Source organism: Candidatus Tisiphia endosymbiont of Beris chalybata, assembly GCF_964026555.1.
Taxonomy (GTDB): domain Bacteria; phylum Pseudomonadota; class Alphaproteobacteria; order Rickettsiales; family Rickettsiaceae; genus Tisiphia.
In genome coordinates this window covers 68,067-86,395 of the sequence record NZ_OZ032159.1, presented here as the reverse complement: position 1 = coordinate 86,395, position 18,329 = coordinate 68,067, and the positions used below count along the sequence as shown (strand labels likewise).

General features: G+C 33.4%; 22 protein-coding genes and 7 pseudogenes. 12 read left to right on the top strand and 17 right to left on the bottom strand.

Features of this window, described 5'->3' with window-relative positions:
* Positions 1-422: 422 nt before the first annotated feature.
* Together AAGD44_RS00490 and AAGD44_RS00485 are read left to right on the top strand one after the other, a co-directional pair.
* Entirely contained in the window at positions 423-581 is a 159-nt protein-coding gene (locus tag AAGD44_RS00490; protein WP_341764117.1) for a palindromic element RPE1 domain-containing protein, read from the top strand.
* A 167-nt stretch (positions 582-748) separates the two neighbouring features.
* The gene (locus AAGD44_RS00485) at positions 749-1,384 is read left to right on the top strand and encodes a hypothetical protein (protein WP_341764116.1); all 636 of its coding nucleotides are present in this window, start codon (positions 749-751) and stop codon (positions 1,382-1,384) included.
* Positions 1,385-1,493: 109 nt separating this feature from the next.
* Here AAGD44_RS00485 and AAGD44_RS00480 read toward each other — a convergent pair.
* Both AAGD44_RS00480 and AAGD44_RS00475 read right to left on the bottom strand, forming a co-directional pair.
* Positions 1,494-1,862 (bottom strand): annotated as a pseudogene (locus AAGD44_RS00480) (IS630 family transposase); the annotation flags it as partial.
* On the bottom strand, positions 1,789-1,995 hold the full coding sequence (locus tag AAGD44_RS00475) for an IS630 transposase-related protein (RefSeq protein WP_341764115.1): 207 nt from the start codon (positions 1,993-1,995) through the stop codon (positions 1,789-1,791). The pseudogene AAGD44_RS00480 and the gene AAGD44_RS00475, both read right to left, overlap by 74 nt.
* A gap of 154 nt (positions 1,996-2,149) precedes the next feature.
* Between AAGD44_RS00475 and AAGD44_RS00470 the strand changes: the two genes are divergently transcribed.
* Both AAGD44_RS00470 and AAGD44_RS00465 read left to right on the top strand, forming a co-directional pair.
* Positions 2,150-2,356: a PD-(D/E)XK nuclease domain-containing protein gene (locus AAGD44_RS00470; RefSeq protein WP_341764114.1), complete on the top strand. Its 207-nt coding sequence runs from the start codon at positions 2,150-2,152 to the stop codon at positions 2,354-2,356.
* 159 nt (positions 2,357-2,515) lie between these two features.
* Positions 2,516-3,781, top strand: coding sequence for an ankyrin repeat domain-containing protein (locus AAGD44_RS00465; RefSeq protein ID WP_341764113.1), 1,266 nt, complete (start codon positions 2,516-2,518; stop codon positions 3,779-3,781).
* A 157-nt stretch (positions 3,782-3,938) separates the two neighbouring features.
* Here the strand turns inward: AAGD44_RS00465 and AAGD44_RS00460 are convergent.
* A pseudogene (locus tag AAGD44_RS00460) lies at positions 3,939-4,370 on the bottom strand (IS66 family transposase); the annotation flags it as partial.
* Between the two features lie 151 nt (positions 4,371-4,521).
* Between AAGD44_RS00460 and AAGD44_RS00455 the strand changes: the two are divergent.
* Positions 4,522-4,976 (top strand): annotated as a pseudogene (locus AAGD44_RS00455) (transposase family protein); the annotation flags it as partial.
* An 8-nt stretch (positions 4,977-4,984) separates the two neighbouring features.
* On the opposite strand, the gene AAGD44_RS00450 reads toward AAGD44_RS00455, so the two are convergent.
* Positions 4,985-5,422 carry a transposase gene (locus AAGD44_RS00450; RefSeq protein WP_341764112.1) on the bottom strand — a complete coding sequence of 146 codons (438 nt, stop codon included), beginning with the start codon at positions 5,420-5,422 and terminating at the stop codon, positions 4,985-4,987.
* On the opposite strand from AAGD44_RS00450, the gene AAGD44_RS00445 reads away from it, so the two are divergent.
* Complete coding sequence (locus AAGD44_RS00445) at positions 5,417-5,596, top strand: palindromic element RPE1 domain-containing protein (RefSeq protein WP_341764111.1); 180 nt, start codon at positions 5,417-5,419, stop codon at positions 5,594-5,596. The genes AAGD44_RS00450 and AAGD44_RS00445 overlap by 6 nt on opposite strands.
* Positions 5,597-5,686: 90 nt before the next feature.
* Positions 5,687-5,809: pseudogene (locus tag AAGD44_RS00440) on the top strand (IS982 family transposase); the annotation flags it as partial.
* A 98-nt stretch (positions 5,810-5,907) separates the two neighbouring features.
* On the opposite strand, the gene AAGD44_RS00435 reads toward AAGD44_RS00440, so the two are convergent.
* Together AAGD44_RS00435 and AAGD44_RS00430 are read right to left on the bottom strand one after the other, a co-directional pair.
* Positions 5,908-6,519, bottom strand: a complete 612-nt coding sequence (locus AAGD44_RS00435; RefSeq protein WP_341763783.1) for a transposase — start codon at positions 6,517-6,519, stop codon at positions 5,908-5,910.
* 113 nt (positions 6,520-6,632) lie between these two features.
* Positions 6,633-6,995 carry a transposase gene (locus tag AAGD44_RS00430; protein WP_341763784.1) on the bottom strand — a complete coding sequence of 121 codons (363 nt, stop codon included), beginning with the start codon at positions 6,993-6,995 and terminating at the stop codon, positions 6,633-6,635.
* Positions 6,996-7,066: 71 nt separating this feature from the next.
* Between AAGD44_RS00430 and AAGD44_RS00425 the strand changes: the two are divergent.
* Positions 7,067-7,201, top strand: a pseudogene (locus AAGD44_RS00425) (IS66 family transposase); the annotation flags it as partial.
* On the opposite strand, the pseudogene AAGD44_RS07765 reads toward AAGD44_RS00425, so the two are convergent.
* The 6 genes and pseudogenes from AAGD44_RS07765 to AAGD44_RS00395 form a co-directional block, all read right to left on the bottom strand.
* Positions 7,193-7,306: pseudogene (locus AAGD44_RS07765) on the bottom strand (transposase); the annotation flags it as partial. The pseudogenes AAGD44_RS00425 and AAGD44_RS07765 overlap by 9 nt on opposite strands.
* 30 nt (positions 7,307-7,336) lie before the next feature.
* The gene (locus tag AAGD44_RS00415) at positions 7,337-7,582 is read right to left on the bottom strand and encodes a hypothetical protein (RefSeq protein WP_341763785.1); all 246 of its coding nucleotides are present in this window, start codon (positions 7,580-7,582) and stop codon (positions 7,337-7,339) included.
* Positions 7,583-7,715: 133 nt separating this feature from the next.
* A complete protein-coding gene (locus AAGD44_RS00410) occupies positions 7,716-9,044 on the bottom strand; it encodes a hypothetical protein (protein WP_341763786.1) in 1,329 nt (442 codons plus the stop codon).
* 16 nt (positions 9,045-9,060) lie between these two features.
* Positions 9,061-9,669, bottom strand: coding sequence for an NTP transferase domain-containing protein (locus AAGD44_RS00405; RefSeq protein WP_341763787.1), 609 nt, complete (start codon positions 9,667-9,669; stop codon positions 9,061-9,063).
* Positions 9,670-9,701: 32 nt separating this feature from the next.
* Positions 9,702-10,304, bottom strand: a complete 603-nt coding sequence (locus tag AAGD44_RS00400; RefSeq protein ID WP_341763788.1) for an HAD family phosphatase — start codon at positions 10,302-10,304, stop codon at positions 9,702-9,704.
* Between the two features lies 1 nt (position 10,305).
* Positions 10,306-11,049, bottom strand: a complete 744-nt coding sequence (locus AAGD44_RS00395) for a class I SAM-dependent methyltransferase (protein WP_341763789.1) — start codon at positions 11,047-11,049, stop codon at positions 10,306-10,308.
* Positions 11,050-12,194: 1,145 nt separating this feature from the next.
* On the opposite strand from AAGD44_RS00395, the pseudogene AAGD44_RS07760 reads away from it, so the two are divergent.
* Positions 12,195-12,314: pseudogene (locus AAGD44_RS07760) on the top strand (IS701 family transposase); the annotation flags it as partial.
* Here AAGD44_RS07760 and AAGD44_RS00390 read toward each other — a convergent pair.
* Positions 12,268-12,441 carry a palindromic element RPE1 domain-containing protein gene (locus AAGD44_RS00390; protein ID WP_341763790.1) on the bottom strand — a complete coding sequence of 58 codons (174 nt, stop codon included), beginning with the start codon at positions 12,439-12,441 and terminating at the stop codon, positions 12,268-12,270. The pseudogene AAGD44_RS07760 and the gene AAGD44_RS00390 sit on opposite strands and share 47 nt — an antisense overlap.
* A 14-nt stretch (positions 12,442-12,455) precedes the next feature.
* On the opposite strand from AAGD44_RS00390, the gene AAGD44_RS00385 reads away from it, so the two are divergent.
* Positions 12,456-12,689, top strand: coding sequence for a hypothetical protein (locus AAGD44_RS00385; RefSeq protein WP_341763791.1), 234 nt, complete (start codon positions 12,456-12,458; stop codon positions 12,687-12,689).
* 187 nt (positions 12,690-12,876) lie between these two features.
* Positions 12,877-13,599 carry a palindromic element RPE1 domain-containing protein gene (locus AAGD44_RS00380; RefSeq protein ID WP_341764110.1) on the top strand — a complete coding sequence of 241 codons (723 nt, stop codon included), beginning with the start codon at positions 12,877-12,879 and terminating at the stop codon, positions 13,597-13,599.
* Here AAGD44_RS00380 and AAGD44_RS00375 read toward each other — a convergent pair.
* From AAGD44_RS00375 to acnA, 3 genes are all read right to left on the bottom strand, one after another.
* On the bottom strand, positions 13,505-14,122 hold the full coding sequence (locus tag AAGD44_RS00375) for a transposase (RefSeq protein ID WP_341763778.1): 618 nt from the start codon (positions 14,120-14,122) through the stop codon (positions 13,505-13,507). The genes AAGD44_RS00380 and AAGD44_RS00375 overlap by 95 nt on opposite strands.
* A 172-nt stretch (positions 14,123-14,294) precedes the next feature.
* On the bottom strand, positions 14,295-14,657 hold the full coding sequence (locus AAGD44_RS00370) for a hypothetical protein (protein ID WP_341764109.1): 363 nt from the start codon (positions 14,655-14,657) through the stop codon (positions 14,295-14,297).
* Positions 14,647-17,316 carry an aconitate hydratase AcnA gene (gene acnA, locus AAGD44_RS00365; RefSeq protein WP_341764108.1) on the bottom strand — a complete coding sequence of 890 codons (2,670 nt, stop codon included), beginning with the start codon at positions 17,314-17,316 and terminating at the stop codon, positions 14,647-14,649. Before acnA ends, AAGD44_RS00370 begins: the two co-directional genes overlap by 11 nt.
* A gap of 168 nt (positions 17,317-17,484) precedes the next feature.
* Here acnA and ccmA point away from each other — a divergent pair, with 168 nt between their 5' ends.
* Positions 17,485-18,099, top strand: a complete 615-nt coding sequence (gene ccmA, locus AAGD44_RS00360; protein ID WP_341764628.1) for a heme ABC exporter ATP-binding protein CcmA — start codon at positions 17,485-17,487, stop codon at positions 18,097-18,099.
* Between the two features lie 25 nt (positions 18,100-18,124).
* Here the strand turns inward: ccmA and AAGD44_RS07755 are convergent, their stop codons facing one another.
* On the bottom strand, positions 18,125-18,322 hold the full coding sequence (locus AAGD44_RS07755) for a DUF5510 family protein (protein WP_410520986.1): 198 nt from the start codon (positions 18,320-18,322) through the stop codon (positions 18,125-18,127).
* Positions 18,323-18,329 lie beyond the last annotated feature (7 nt).

Sequence of the window (18,329 nt, the reverse complement as noted above, 5' to 3'; positions counted from 1 at the left end):
TACATATTTTGTCAAAGAAAGTTGCTTTTATTCTTCTGATAGGAGACTATAGGATTAGTTCAGTGTTAACAGGATGAAAATGCTGGTTCAAAGAAAAAGTTTTTAAAGCTTGTCATATAGCTTATACCATTTCCCAAAACTAAATTAGCACTTAGGAGTACGAGTGTCGGCTACCTGCGCGTACAACTAGTACGTGAGGAGCGGAGATCATGAAGTACGACAACGTGATGATTAGTTTTCGGACAGGGTATTATATCATTATGATATATACATGATAGCATGCTGGGAAGCATAGTAGCCATGCATACTTGAAGATAAATACCCTGTACGCACCTTTAATGGCCTATACTATACGCTATACTACCTACATTCCCTATTAGAATTTACTTACTGTTTAGGGTAAAATCTTATCAATAGACCTCTTGCATAACCTAAAGATAATTGAAGAATTTTTAGGAGAAACGAAGTCGAGTACCGCAGCGTACATAGACGTACGTGAGGAACAGAGAGGAGTTTTGACGACAAAATTACCAATTAGATTAGGTTATGCAAGAGGTCTAATAAATAACGCTAGCAAATAGCTAAAAAACATGTAGCATAATTACCGTAAATTATCTAATAAATAGTACAAATAAAGTACTTTTTTGTACTATATTACTTGACTGTAATTGTACCATATTGTACAATAGACTGTATGGAGCAGTAATCTTTGTACGATGTTTTTATTTCAACTGACAAAGGTAATAATATGACTAATATACATTATAACAATTTATTAAAGCTCGAAGACCTACAAAAGAAATATTCACTTTACGAAGAAAAAATAAAAGAAAAAAATAGGCAATCTAATCCGCAAAAGGCACAAATTACTTATGCTCAAGACTTAATGAACTTATCTCTTGCGGAATATCAAGATAAATTTTGTCTGCAGTATACTAACCGTGATCACCAAGCGATGATCATCCAACAGCAGGAAATATGTAAAAGGTTGGAAAATAGTATCCTAGAAAATAATCGTGAGATCACAGAATATTTACAGAAATTACGGGAATTAACTACGGAGATACAAGATTATAACTACCTGTTAGTGCTTTCAAACTATGCAAAAGAAATCTTGCAATTAAGACACGAGACTTCCGAACTTAAAGAGAGAATAAGTTCAGTTAATTATCACATAGCATGTCATGAATGTTATGTTAGTGAGGAGCCTTATTTTGATGATAATTACGGAGAGAATAACCATGAGGAGCTAAAATATTTAGAAGAGGAATTAGATCTACGGCGCAATAAATTAGTAGAGATGGAGTTAAAGTTTCGGGATGAAAAGCTACAACCATATTCGTATAATTTTCTGGATAATAGCGCTTTGCCTTCTATAGTATAGTCCATTAAGGTACGTACAGGGTATTTATCTTCAAGTATGCATGACTACTATGCTTCCTGCGTACTATCGTGTATATATCATAGTAACCTAAGCTATATAGCTTAAGTCACTAAGCTGTAGACATTAGTACTCCATGTTCTACAGCGACAAAAAAATCTTTAAAGTCGCTAGCGACTTTTCTGATCTGATGCTTCATCTTAAACCAATAATGCTCAATAGGATTAAGATCAGGACTATAAGTAGGTAAATACAAAATCTTACATCCCACTGATTCTATTAAAGCTTTAACTCTAGCAGTTTTATGAAAATTAATATTATCCATTACTACTACTTGACCAGCTTTAAGTTCCTTTATTAACATCGTCTCTACATAAGATACAAAAAATGCTTTATTACAACTGCCTTCAAAAACTACCGGGGCAATAATTTGATCCTGGCACAAACCAGCTATTATATTTACTCTCCTGGTATGTTGATATATTAGACCTCTTGCATTTATATACTGTCTCTCTACAAACCTTAAATATTCCCGTTATCTTTGCTACTGGCATCTTAGATTCTAGGGCCGATATTACTCTTATACGTAATTCATATGGATAAGGGGCTGCCATGTATTCTCTCTCTTTATTATCTTCCCTAAATCTTATATCACTTCCCCCTTGACTTGTCCATACCTCAATGACTTAAGCTATACTTGAGTTTCTAGATTTTTGCTCATTAATCTTGCTTAAATATTTAACCTCAAATTACATTTATTTAATATTTATGCAAGCTTTTTTTAGTCTATTTTGTACAACCCCTGAACGGTCACCTTCAGAAGAGCTAGAACCCGCTGCAAAAGCGGGGTTAAAGCAAATTAGAGATAGGCAATATGATAGCAAAATAAAAGAGTATCAACACGTTAAAAAGATTATAAAGATCTCTATGGCTTTTTGTGGTAAGGAAGTTGTGATGCAATATCAAATAGATTAATTCTATTCCCGAAATCTGCGCTACAGCAATTGAACAAAAAATCACAACAGATTTACAAACTATAAAAAATAAATTTAATCCTAATCCTAATTATCACTTAGTGGACACCAGATTGTGTGATATAGTCATACAAGATTTTAAAAATCAAAAGGCATTAATATGACAGAAGATGAAATAGCATTATTAGACGCAGCAAAAAAGGGGGACATCAAGACAGCAAAGGAGTTATTGGATAAAGATGTTGATCCTAATGTAAAGAATTCAAATGACGATACTACAGCTTTATTATATATAGTACAGCGCAAGGACTTAGAGATGGCAAAAATGTTTGTGGCTAAAGGAGCTGATGTTAATTATGGGAATAAATATGAAATACCGGTATGTGAAGCAGCACGCATAAATGATTTACCAATGGTAACATTCTTGCTTGAATCTGGCGCTGATGCGAATCAACATCGACCTACCAGGTATACAGCTTTGAAATGCGCAATTACAGCTTTGAAATGCGCAATTATGGAGAAGAATATCCCCATGATTAAAGTGCTACTTCAATATAAGGCTGACATTAATATAGAATCTCCACATGATGGTCAAGCAATACATAGTGCAGCTGCATCTGGTAATTGGGAAATAGTTGAGTTATTCCGTGATGTAGGTGCTGATATTAACGCTCAAGATAGTCGTGGGCAAACACCTATGTACTATGCAGCGCGGATGAACGACCCGGAGATGATAAAAAAGTTAGCAGCTTGCGATGCGGATCCTAATATCGGCGGTGGACAAGATGGGTGGGCATTACATGCTGCGATTCTACGGCATAGCAAGGAATCAACCAAATTACTTCTTAATTTAGGCGCTAATCCTAATACAGTGGATAGAAATGGTAAAACTCCTGTCCAACTGACAACAGCATGGGGAAGAACATCTAGTAGTGCTGATATGACAGCATTGCTGGAAAAATTCAAGTCAGTATGGTCATTGGCTACCTGCGAAATTGACACGGAGAATAAACAATTAATACTAGAAAATGGTCCTGTACATTTGCAATTACCTGATAATCAAGATCTTGATCCAAAGAACTTATCAACTTTTACCAAGCACTATATTAAGGATCTAGTTGCTAAGGGCTCAACACCAATAGATATTAGTAAAAAACTTGAGAGACTTAATTCAAATCTTATTCAATTAAGCTGCGATAGTGATTATTCTAACTATCAATGGGTCAGTGATCTTCAGCACGGTCTCACAAGCTTGAGAAGTAGTAGAGATAATACTAAGGTTAAAGGCCTAGCAATACAAGCAGCTAAAGTGATAAATAAGCATCTTTCGCAACATACGATAAGTAACATTTTTCCACCTCTAGAGCAACGTCTTATAAACACAGTAGGCGGCAAAAAAGGTCCTTCTTCTGGCCCTTCTATATGAACATCAGTTTAATTGATAACTTAATGATATGGTCTCCCTAGTCAAACTAGGGAGACCATCAAGGCTTGGCCTTTAGATTTAGTGGAAAAAAAATGATAAAGCAACAAATTTTCTGTAAAATCATATTTTATCTTTTGTATCTTTTCAGGGGAGCGGCCTAAACCAGCCCCCCTAATAGTTTTTGAAATGGGTTTTGGTTTTGTTGTTTCCAGGTTATATAAAGTGACATTAGTCTTTCCAAAAATCTCTCACCCCGTTCAGACCCCGTAAAATAGGAATTCTTCCGATAAACCACATAATGCCTAATTTGTCTTTCGGCATGATTATTGGTTAGCGGAATTTCTTTCGGGTTTTCAAGAAACTTCCACATCATATTTTCGTGCTTCATCATGTTTTTTGCTATCCCAGCAGCACGAACAGCATCAGGAATGTAAGATATTTCTTTTAAAAAGTACCACGATCGTTTTCGTAATTTTCTTGCATAACGTAAAAATCTCAGAACATTAATTTTGTCCTGTAATAAGGCCTTTCTAAAAGAAAATAGTTGATTTGCTATTTGTTTTAATTTTTGCCCAAGCGCAGCTACTTGGGGTTGTTTGCGGGAAAGGGCGAAATTTTTCCCTACTCACCTTTAAGCCTTTGTTTGTAGGGTATACAGAGGAAAAACTGATTTCAAAATTAGACCTCTTGCATAACCTAGGATATAGAATAAGATGATAAAATTTTAGGAATTTTATCATATGAGATACGAAGAACTTAAGAAGTTTGGAGAAGAAGAATTTAGACGTTTGACAGGAGTTAAGAAGAGTACGTTTGAAAGAATGATTATTATTTTAGAAGAAGCAGAGACAAAGAAGAAAAAATTTGGGGGGAAACCAAATCGTTTAATTAGAGAAGAAAGGTTATTGATGGCTTTAGAATATATAAGAGAATATAGAACATATTTTCATATATCAGCTTCATATGGAATATCTGAAAGTAGTTGTTATAGGAATATAAAATGGATAGAAGATACATTAATTAAGCATCCAGATTTTGCTCTTCCTGGTAAGAAAGCTTTAGTTAAAAGTGATATGGTATATGAAACGATTCTAATTGATGCAACAGAGAGTCCTATCCAGCGCCCAAAAAAAGACAAAAACGCTACTATTCAGGTAAAAAGAGAAGACATACTTTAAAGACTCAGGTAGTAGTAATGCGAGTTTAGGATAAGAACAAAGGAGGATTAGCAGAAGTAACTAATTTCAAGCTAAGTTTTTTAATAGCATATCCTACCACACAAGCCAAAATATGGATTAGAAAATTAACAGGTGATCTATTTCTTGAATGCTCTAGATTCATGCAATTTTTGAGTACATTAAATACTGACTCAATTAGAGCTCTGTTCTTTAACGGTACTTTATCTTCTATTCCAAGTAAATGTTTTGTCATATCTTTGCGAATACTGGTAAATAAACGTAAGCTTTTAGCAAAAAGTTTGTTAAATATCTCCTTTGATATATAAGCCTTATCACCAAATAATTTACCTTCTAACCCTTGAGTCATAGACAAAACAGTAGAGATATCACTTCTATTTCCTTTAGTAATTTTAACTGCCATTATCTCTCCTTTATTGTTAATAATTAAATAGACCTCTTGCATCACCTAAAGATAATTGAAGAATTTTTAGGAGAAACGAAGTCGAGTACCGCAGCGTACATAGACGTACGTGAGGAACAGAGAGGAGTTTCGACGACAAAATTACCAATTAGATTAGGTTATGCAAGAGGTCTAATATACTGTTGTGATACATTTTTTCATGTTGAGTTATCTTGATTTTCTTTAAAAAATTTCTTATAACTCAACATCTTTGATTTGAAAAGCCCTTTCTTATTACTTCTCTAAACTCTCCTTATCCTAAACTCGCGTTATAAATATCGAGGTTATTTTAACTTGCCAAGCTATAGCCGTATAATTCAGCTGTGGCCTAGGTTAATACTACCATTAGCATTGTTAATGCAATTATTAAGAGGAGAAGATACAGGCATTGCCGATAAATAGTTGATGCCGGAGCATTGTCATTGCGAGAAGGAAATGGCCTTGTTGCATGGAGAATAAGAGTTGGAAGAGGCGGAATCCCCAAAAAGTTAAGCAGCGTTAACTAAGTTAACAATTTTGCATTTTATTCGCGCCTGTGTCATTCTAGCTTGTTCACTTTTATTGCTTAAATAGTCAGAACTATGGCTTTTTATTTGCCACATAGTAGTTTCAACTAAAGATCTCGCATGATAGCCACTCTTTTCTTTCCATGATTTACACGCTAATGAAGTATCCCCGTTAATAGTATTATACTGAATGTATCTGATAGCTTCATCTCTTTCATATAAAATCTCATGGTATTTTTTCTTGATATTTCTATTATCTTTGGCTATTCGTGCATGCCTTATCGGCGGTATAAGTTGGCGTGCCTTTTTTAATTTAATTGCTGCTCGACAATTCACTGTATCATAAGCCATATCACCACATACTGCTGATATTTCTTCTGGTATCGAATCAAGCAATGATGACAACTCAGCACCATCATTGGCTGTAGATTTTGTATATCTGCTCTCCAAAATCTCTCCAGTTGCAACGTTTATTGCTACATGTAATTTACGCCATTTCTCATAACCTGCTAGCTGATTCTGTTGGTGTTTCTTTCGATTCCATTCAGTATGAGTATAAAGCGATAAACCTGTTGAATCTACAGCTATAGCCAAAGTGATTTAGCTGGTGACACTTGAATTTAAAGGCGAGGTTGCGCAGCGTATAGAGAATACGTGAGCACAACCGAATCCTGCAAAATCAAGTGTCACCAGCTAAATACCGCAGGCTATACTACTATAGATTCTTTCTTTGTCTTGACTAACTCTTTATTACCTAGCACAACATTTAATTTAGATGCACGGCGAGAAACAGTAGTATAATCTGGTATCTTAAGTTCAAGCTTCATTGATTTCAATACAGATTCCACAAAACCCTGTGCTTGTCGATATGGTAATTGATAAAATTCTCGCATCAACAAACATAACTCTATTACATATTCACTATATATTACTTTGCCCCCATGTTGTCGCTTACCACTATAATACCAATTGCTTATCGCTTCCTCAGAGATAAAAAAATTTATGCTTGCTATTTTCTTTAGTTTCTGGTTATATTGCGACCAGTTGCGCTTTTTTCGATGTATGGTCATACACCTTTATTAGCGCAACTATCTCCTCTTGACAACCTATTTCTTCCAACTCTTATTCTCTATGCAACAAGGCCACAAGAGTTGCAAAGAATATCTTGAAATCATTTGATATGATGTGGTTATTTGTAGATAACCCAGAAATAGAACCGACTAATAACCATGCCGAGCGGCAAATAAAGCATCACGTAAAATATAGGAAAAATTCCTTGACTATTTTCAACTCTACCAGCTGTACCGCTATATTGGCGTTTGACCCCAGCTGATTTGTTACCTTTCTTTAAAAAACCAGTGTCGTCTACTACAAACACACCAATTGCTCCTAGCTCCGAAATCAATAGTTTTTAGTTACAATCACGAGCAGCATCTTCATCAAAACTACCTCGTTTCAGCATATTTTGAAAACAATATGGATTAACACTACCAACAGTTTGGGCTATTTGCCAGCTGTTTTTACGTTCTACTTTACACAACAATCCTTTGATGTAATTTAATCCAGCTTCCCATCCTTTACTTCGAGTAAAATAATTTCTAAATTTTGTCCATCTTTCTAATAATTGTTTTTCTAAATCACTTATTTCTATTTCCATCCTTATTATAGCCTAGATTATTTTACTTCATCATAGTCTACTATCATTCTTTCCATATTTCAATCTACAACTGTAGTACTAGATATATTAGATATTATTATTAATATCTATAACGCGAGTTGCCAATTAATTTCTAGCAGTGCAATTTATCTTGTTGAGGCAGAGCTCTGCCAAAATTTTGGAGCAAGTGATCTCGTATTTTATCAGCAGAATTTATTTCCTCAATCTCTAAAAGAGCGAATGCCTTTGTTACTCGCAGATCTTTCATTGAATCATCTTGTTTGTAAATAATTTGCTGAATAAAATTTTTAATAGATTCAATTCCTTCACCATGATAATGTAATCTTATAATTTCTTCTCCTACATCACTAAATTTAACTCGATCTTTACGTGATAAAAATAATAATGGGTTACCTGTGGGGAGATATTCTGCGAGAAATGAAACACTATCGGTGATCATAGCTGATGATTTTAAGAATAAATTACAGTAGTCTCCATGATTATAGATAGAAACATTTGTACATTGCAGTAATAATGATAAATACTGAATATAACTCTCTTGAGTCATAAAAGTTGTTTTGTCAAGAGCATACAAAAGATTAGGATGAGGCTTGAAGATAAAATCAATTTCTGAAAATGAAGAAAAAACTTCTATAATGTCCATACATATTTGGTCAAAAGTCCCAAGATTAATACTTGGGTAACACAAGGCTATTGTCCAATGAGGAGCCCATATTATGATAGGTCGTTTAGGTTTATTAACTTTTATTTTTCTAAAATCCAAAAGATCAAATTTTGGATAACCTGTCAGTACTACATTACTACTATAACGCATTGTATATTTTTGATATAGTTGTACTTCACGACGAGTACTAGCATAGATTGCCCAGGCACTATGATGAAAATCTTGAGCAAATTGATAATTTTCTGCATTTATCAGCAGAAAACCATAAGACAAATAGCAAGTACGGCAATATGTACTAACATATTCCATCTTGTAAACATCAGGAAATGCTGCACTACCTAAAGTATAAAAAACGACATCAGCATCTTCAGGAGCAATCGGAGGATAATCGGTGTTATGGCCCCATACTATATCTGCTGCAATACTTCGCTTAGAAAAAAAATCGACTACTTCAGAGTATGATTTATCAGGTTGCACATCTACGCGTCTAAAAACAATAACTTTTAGTTCAAACTCAGAATCCAACAACAATTTATAATAAACCGATTGAAAAACATCCCATAATGCAGTATCCGCTACCATAAACACAACTTTAATAGGTTTTAAAGAAGCACCTCCTACTTGCTTGTAAAACCTATCAAGTAACTTATGATTTCCTTCCCACATATTGTATTTCTGACGATCAATAAGCTGTTGATTAAAATTAAAATAAGAATAACTATCATTCGCTACTTGAGCAATATCTTTTTTAATATTCAAAATTTCATTTAAGGGCATATTACCTTTAAGTATTTTACAATAAATCAAAAATTACTCTATCTGTAATCATTTTAGTAGCTAATGCGTAATCTATAGGAGTATCTATTTCATATACATCTAACTCAAATGCTTTGATAGGTATCATATCTTCAAAAAGCTTATAAATATATCCTAAGAGATCAAGATTAATTTGAAAGTCATGAATATATGCTATTCCACACCACTCATAGTTAGATTTAATATCAGTAGAAAATGCATGAATATAGCCATTTTCAATATTGACAAATACTGCTTCTTGTGATCTGTGTTTTGTCACACCTACAATACTTTCTTTACTATTTCTACATTCTTCAATAAATCTACAAAAATCCTGTTTATTAATTATAATATCTCCATCCAACAAAATAAACGGCTTATTTAAGTATCTAACTGCTAAAATGAGGCTGGTAATATTAGTAGTAGTCAGATATTGATCATTACGTACAAAAATAATATCTCTCCTAATTTTATTAACATGCTCTATAACCTCTTCTTCTTTAAATCCTATAACTATTCTAATATTCTGAAAATCTTTTAGTAGATTTAATTGATAATTAATAATTTTTTTATCGTGAATTTCCACTAAACATTTTGGTGTATTCATACCTAGCCTACTTCCTATCCCAGCTGCAAGTATTATAACATGTTCAGGATATTGCATAAACTTTTCTCATGGTAAGTTATATAATCCGCTAATTTAATTAAAGATAATACTGGTGAGTGAACACCACCAAAAGCAATTTTAATATCAGCTTGCTCAAACATAGATACATCATTCATACCATCTCCTATTGCAATAATGCGTTCATATCCTTGATTCCTTAAATCTTTTATTGCATTTGCTTTATTAAGAATAACTTGTACTCCTTTCAGCTTATTTCCTATATAATCAGCTTTAGAAGAATAATAATTACACCCTATTTTTTTTACTAACTTTTTAATCCATACATCTAAATTCCCAGTAACTATATAAGAATGTTGTGAATTTATTTTGATAAATTCAATAATTTGGTTATGAAGAGGTATATTTTCTATAATATTTTGTACTTGTGTAATAGGAAGATCTTTTAATAAACGTACTCGAAGACAGAAGGATTGCTCGAATGGTAAAAAGCCCTCTATTGTAGCGCGAGTTAAGACAGCAATTTCAGGTTCTATACTGATTTCTCTGGCCAAGATTGGTAATACTTCAAGCTTTGTTAACGTACCATCCATATCAAAGCAAAATGCTGACTTCAATTTAATCCCTTCTTAGTATATAAAATTTTTGTTTTGTTTCACTATTATTAGCCAGCGATTCATCAAATAATAGTGATTTAGATAAATAAAAACCCTTAGATTCAAATATTTTAAATAAATTTTTATATTCTGCATCAGTTCTATATATGGCACTATAATTACTCTCTAATTTATCTGAGTAAAAATTATCTAAAGTAATTCTATCTTCTAATAAAGAAACTGATTCTCTAATATAAATTACTGCTGATTTATTCTCCTCTAGGTAATCTAAGATATTAGTGTATACTTGGCTTACTGCAAAATCATTTAGATACATCATTGTACCTACAATAAAAACTACATTAAATTTTTTGTATTTAATCACATTATTATTGTAAAAATTAGTAACATCATAGTTACTGAAGAAAAAATTATCATTATATAAAAAATTCTGTTGAGCAATTCTAATAAATTTTTCTGAAAAGTCTAGTCCATAATAATAACTGATATTGTTAGGTATCATTTGGGCAATACGACCATAACCACATCCGAGATCTAAAACTTTACTATCTTGATTGATCAATATCTCTGTTAAAATTATCTCTTGTTCATATAAATTTCTTCTTACTGGTAAGTCCGAATCTTGATTCTGTAACATGATAGCATGCAAAGGACTATTAATAGATTCTGTTCTAGAGTCAAAAAGAGTTTGAATATTCTTAAAATTAACTTCTTTTATTTTTCCATATATTTTTTTATCATGCATAATCTCTAAACTTGAACAAATTAAAAACTTAAGTTTTGACAAAAATTCTTCTAATAGTGAAAATTATAGCTCTTGTTTTTGTTAATTTTATGACAGAATTGGACCTATTTATTCAATTTGAGTGCATAATTTATCAAAAACTTCAGCAACTTTAGCCAATATCTCTGGTTTATATTCACCTATATTATTAACTAATTCTAAATTCCTATTAAATAAAGCTTTGGTAATTTTACTACTTTTTCCGAAACTTGACTTAATAGGAATTTAGAAATTATCTAATGCTCTATATATACTTGACCATCCTCGGCAAAAATATTTATTTGTTGTTAGCTCCACAATTGACTGTGCCTTAATATCAATTGGGCATTAATGATATTAACAGTGCTAGGCTAACTGCTTTATTGTATGGAAAATTTTTTTATCTCTTTTAGTAATTCTATCACCATAATCTAATCTTTCTAGCATTATCTCAATACTTCAGCAATTCCCGCTAATAATCTTCTAGAAACAGCATAGGGTCAAGGTTTTGCTAATAAAACAGTGCGAAAATTAAATTCTGAGTTAGGCTTAAGTATCGGGCTTGCCAGACCTAGCGGGAATTGCTGAATAAAATATTTGATAATATGCAAATATTTTGCTAAGTTTAAAATAGTTGCAGAAGTTTTTACTTAAGTCAAAGAATGCCAGCAAATAAGATACAACATACTATACTGGACCGATTTTTCAAGACAAATTTTCACTAATTTTGTTGGCATTGCCTAGTATAGCTTAGATCATTAAGGTATGGACATAGCATATATCCCCAACTATGCATAGCTATTAAACTTTCTGGATACTATTTTGTCTGTACCTTATTAATCTAAGCTATACTACAGTTGTAGATTAGTAGAAATTTTAAGAATTGAGCATTTGTATGACAAATTTTTATGATATATTGATATTTTTGGGGCCAAAATAAACAAAAATATTAAACCTTTACTATAATTTTTCTAATCTACAACTGTAGTACTAAAAAACCTGATCATCGAGTAAAAGGCTGTGAGAGATTTTTATTAAACAGGCGCAGTAGATATGACGTTAATGATTTGGCTTTCTATACAGTATTTTCTAAGGTGGATACATCATTAGAAGAGGTAATGAATGCGGCAGGAGCTCGGTGGTCGATAGAAGAATGTTTTGAGATGGCTAAGAGTGAACCTGGTCTTGATCAGTATGAAGTTAGAACACAAACTGGTTGGTATCGTCATGTAACATTAGACCTCTTGCATAACCTAATCTAATTGGTAATTTTGTCGTCGAAACTCCTCTCTGTTCCTCACGTACGTCTATGTACGCTGCGGTACTCGACTTCGTTTCTCCTAAAAATTCTTCAATTATCTTTAGGTTATGCAAGAGGTCTATTGTCAATGATTGCTTTGACAATGTTAGTGATCACCAAAGCTCAACTGATGCCAGCAATTTTAGAAGATTCATTGGAAGAATTTAAAAAAACCGAAAAAAATGATAAATTATACGGTTCAAGAGATAAGAAGATTTTATTATTTTATAATAGAGCAATCGCAACTCCTGACAAAAAAATTTATCTTTACCTCCTCTGCCTGGCGTCGCAAACACCAATACCTAGCTCGCATATAGCTTAGAGAATGAAAATGGCGACAAGGTGTTTAAAATATTATCTTCTTTGATTTCTATTAAGCGGTTGATTTAAGCCCTTGCTAATGTCGCCTTTTTATCTGGATAAGCTATATATAGCATAGTACAGTAAGATGTAGACAGAGCGAAGAGGAAGAGATATAAATTAAAGGAGATACTAAAGAGAGAGAATAAATGGCATCAGCTTATCATCCATATGAATTACGTATAAGAGTTATATCGGCACTAGAAACTAAAATGACAGTAGCAAAGATAATAGGAATATTTAAGGTTTGTAGAGAGACAGTGTATAAATGGAAGAGGATGAGAGATAGCACTGGTGATATCAAAGCCAAGTGTGGTTATCAGAATGGCTATAGTCGAAAGATAATAAAAGATAAAGCAGAGTTTTTAAAATTCATGAAGATCAATGAGGGGAAGAGTATAAAAGAAATCGTAGAGCTAATGCCAAATAGAGCATCGAGCTCGACAATTAAGCGTGCTTTAAAAAGCTTTAATTACACATATAAAAAAACCTTTTATCACCCCAAGAGGGATATAGTAGCAAGAGAGAAGTTTTGGGAAGAGATAACTCAAATTCCACCAGAAAAGCTAGTATATCTTGATGAATCTGGGATAGAAGATAACGCTTGTCCTCTATATGGTTGGAGTTTAAGAGGCGCAAGATGTTATGGTAACAAAATAGACCTCTTGCATAACCTAAAGATAATTGAAGAATTTTTAGGAGAAACGAAGTCGAGTACCGCAGCGTACATAGACGTACGTGAGGAACAGAGAGGAGTTTCGACGACAAAATTACCAATTAGATTAGGTTATGCAAGAGGTCTATTTTTCCAATCGTTAAAGTTTTTAAACCTTTCTCAAGACGAATTTGGTGATCCGTTCTTAGGGGAATAGCAAATCTTATATGATTATCTATTAAGAAATTTAACCATTCTTTATTCATAAATTCTCGATCAGCAAGTAAATATTTTATTTTTTCAACCCCAAAATTGTCAATAAACTTCTGCAAAAATTCTTCCATAAATTCTTTAGAACAAGCTCCACCATGCGATAAAGAATGCCAATATATTGGCACTGATATCTTACCAATTACAATTACTAAAAACAAAATATTAATATCTGTTTTACCAAATTTCCAATTTGTTCGATCCATTGCTACAACATAATTTCCTACACCAAACAAGCTTAACAGTAATGATGCAACCTTCATATAATCAAAAGTAAATTCTTTTAACAATCGATAAATCCTATGGATTTTTGACGATGCTTTAGCATCACCTGAAATACCAAGCGCTAAACCCTTTGGGTCGATAGAACCTCCAGTTATTAAACTGATTATCATCCCAGACAAACATTTTAATCTTGATTTATTTCCGTCTATATATAAAATCAATTCTTGAAGTAGTATTTGGTGCATAGTTTCTCAAAAAATATCAACCTTATACTACTTCTTCCCTCCCTAAATCAACCCTCCAACCCAAAATCGTAGGGTACTATGGTATCATAGTAACCTAAGCTATACGCACAGGTAGTCCCCGGCACCGTTTCTTCTAAAAGTTCTGAAGGCTACTTTGATTTATGGAGGAAGTCTATTTAATACCATAAGTCATGTAGTTTGCATGTGGCTTATCATTTAACAAATATTTAAAACCTATAGCCACTCGTAATATATACCAAATACATAAGCACGCATGTAACAATATCCGGATAGGATGTATAAATAGTCCTATCAAAGATATACAAATAGTGCTTACAAGTGCGATAGAAAAGGTACGTAATATAAAAATATAATGGCTAGATAAATTGCTGGCTTTAACGTCCTTGTTCACATACGCAAACCCTACTCCTACCAGCAGTAACAGTGGAGCTACTATTCCACATAAAAATAATATATAAATTATAATAAGGTTGGCTCTGCCAGCTTGCGTATATTTTTTAATTTTATTGTCCATTTTCATCCTTTAAATTTTTTACTACTAAATGCATTATACTGCCATGTTGGATATAATTGACCTCATTATCAGTAAAAGCTTGCAGAACTACTGGAATAGTGTCAATTATACCACTTTGTCTTTTAATAAGACAATTAAGTTGATTATAGGGCTTAATCCCGTTGCTCAAATCTTTAATAGTAATATATTCTGTACCGTTAAGTTTTAAATCCGATACTGTACAATTAATAAGTATCAGGGGTAGCACACCCATACCAACCAAATTTGACCTATGGATTCTTTCAAAACTTTCAGCAATTACTGCTTTTACTCCTAGTAAATTTGTCCCCTTGGCTGCCCAGTCTCTTGACGAACCACAACCATATTCTCTACCCGCAAAAATTACTAACGGGACTCCCTGAGATTTGTAATCCATAGCGGCATCATAAATACTCATTTGCTGATTATTGAGTTGATTTATCGTAACTCCTCCTTCAACTCCTTCACATATCATATTCTTAATTCTACTGTTAGAAAAAGTACCTCGCACCATTACTTCATGATTACCCCGCCTTGAACCATACGAGTTAAAATCTTTAGGTGCAATTCCATGTTCTATCAAATATTTAGCCGCGGGGCTAGTTGAATTAATGCTGCCGGCAGGAGAAATATGGTCGGTAGTTACGGAATTTCCAAAAATTGCTAAGATCCTTGCTAGCTCTATATCTTGCAAGGAGTTAGCTGGGGAAGGCAATTCTGCAAAATAAGGGGGATTATTAATATAGGTACTCTCCGCATCCCATGCGTAAGTATCAGTTTTCACAACTTGAATATTCTGCCATTCTTGATCCCCTATAAACACCTGACTATATTTGTCCTTAAACATTTGAGAAGTGAGAGATGCCTCAATTGTCTTTTTGATTTCCTCCTGGCTGGGCCAAATATCCCTGAGGTATATACCCTTACCATATTGGTCTTGCCCTAGTATATCCTGCTCAAGATTAATGTTAACTGTGCCTGTTAAAGCATATGCAACAACCAAAGGAGGAGAAGCTAAATAGCTAGCAATAGTGAAAGGGTGGATTCGACCTTCAAAATTTCTATTACCTGACAGAATGGAAACTACCACTAATTTATTCGTAGAAATAGTTTGTTCTATTTCTTCCTTAAGCGGCCCTGAGTTACCTATACAAGTAGTACAACCATATCCTACTAAATTAAAGCCTAAAATATCCAAATATTTTTGCAAGCCACTTCTTTCTAAATATTCTGTTACCACTTGGGAGCCAGGGGCTAATGAAGTTTTAACCCACGGTTTTTTTATTAAACCAAGCTCTACCGCTTTTTGGGCTACCAGCCCGGCGGTAATCATTACGTTAGGATTGGAGGTGTTGGTACAGCTGGTAATGGCAGCAATCACGATATCTCCGTTACCTATAGTAAAATCAGCATTAGCTACAGGATATCTAATGTTTAAATCATTATTTCCTTTAGTAAAAGAAGTTAGCTGCTCGCTAAAACTATTAGCAGCATTTAGTAAATTAGTCCTATCTTGAGGGCGTCTTGGGCCAGCAAGGGAAGTTTCTAAGGTAGATAGATCTAGCTCTAATATATCAGTATATTCAGGAATAATTTCATGGTCACGCCATAGAGATTGTAATTTACTATATTCCTCTACTAATTTTACTGTATTAGGATCTCTAGCAGTAAAATTAAGATATTTGATGGTTTCGCTATCAACCGGGAAAAAACCACAGGTGGCCCCAAATTCTGGCGACATATTTGAGATAGTAGCTCTATCCGCTATCGACATAGAATCTAATCCATTACCATAAAATTCTACAAATTTACCCACAACATTTTTCTTTCTTAACATTTGAGTAATTGTTAGCACTAGATCTGTGGCGGTAATTATCCCTTGTAAAGTGCCAGTTAACTTCACCCCAATTACTTCCGGTAAAATCATTGATAAAGGTTGGCCAAGCATCGCCGCCTCTGCCTCAATCCCGCCAACGCCCCAGCCAAGAACTGCCAAACCGTTAATCATAGTAGTGTGACTATCTGTGCCAACTACGGTATCAGGATAAGCAATAGTGACTCCGTCTTCTTGTTTGGTCCATACTACATTTGCTAAATATTCCAAATTCACTTGGTGACAAATCCCTGTTCCTGGAGGCACTACTTTAAAGTTATTAAATGCTTTCTGCCCCCATTTAAGAAATTTATAACGCTCTATATTTCTTTGTACTTCCATTTTAACATTTTTAGCAAAAGAATCTGCTGCTCCATAATAATCAACCTGAACTGAATGGTCGATCACCAAATCAACCGGAATTAAAGGGTTAATTTTCAAAGGATCCCTTGATTGTTTTTGCATAGCATCACGCATTGCAGCCAAATCCACAATAGCAGGGACACCGGTAAAATCTTGCATTAGCACTCTAGCCGGCATAAATGGTATCTCAGAAACAGATTTTTTATTCTGAAGCCATTGTTTAAATAATAATAAGCTTTCTTTACTACCATTAAGACGTAATACATTCTCAAATAATATCCTTAAACTATATGGCAAGCGCTTTAAATCAAGTTGGATATCATTTGCTGCTTTATTTATATCGAAAATTCTATAAGAGCTACCGCTGACTATTATTTCTTTAACATAATTAGTATTATTCACCATTCACTCCATAATTATTCTGATCTAGATCCGCAAGGTCTTTAAACCTTATCACACTTAAAAAATTTCTTTGCCAATAATTTAAGTTTTTACATTATACTCATAATTAAATTAACTTAACTTGAAAAAATATATATTTAAAGTAAATTGTATTAAAACTTTATTAGTGTTCTGTCAATGCTGTCATTTGAGCAACTAACCTTTAATATAGGCGTAAAAAATTGCTTCTCTAGAATTAGCATGACCTTACTGCCTTCCTCGGTAGTGTACCTGCAAGGTCCTAATGGTTGCGGAAAAACTTCCTTACTCAGAATGATAGCTGGCTTGCAGAAGCCAACAAAAGGCAAAATATTATACCAATTATTAGAATGTGAAGAAGTTAAAAAGCCATATTGCAATTATATTGGTCATAATATTGGTTTAAAACCCCAAATAACTATTTTAGAGCATTTAAAATTTTGGAGTAAAATCTATGGCTCTATTGAATTACTTGAACCGGCAATATATTATTTTAAATTAGATCATCTTTTACATGAAAAATGTTATAAGCTTTCTGCAGGCAATCAAAAAAAAATTGCCTTAGCCAAATTAATGGTTTGTCAAACAGATCTTTGGTTATTAGATGAAATAGAAGCAAACCTCGATCAAGAGAATAAAGAATTATTATATAATTTAATCATTTCCAAAGCTAATAATGGAGGGATTATTATATTAACTTCTCACTCCCCAGCGCTGATTAACACTGCGCAGGTAATTAACCTTGAGGAGTATATCAGCTCGATATGAGTTTCGATAGAAGTCTAATAAAAAATTACAAGAAAGTTAACAAGAAGGGTACTAGATATTTATAAGTAAAATAACTAAGCGTTAAGCCTAGAACAGTACCAATTATTATCACCCGATATTTAGAAGGTACAATAATAGTAATAATAATGAGCCCTATTATACTCACTCTTTCCCACTCTGCTATACTATAAGCTTGTAGGTCAAAAGCGAAAGCATCAAACATATACGCT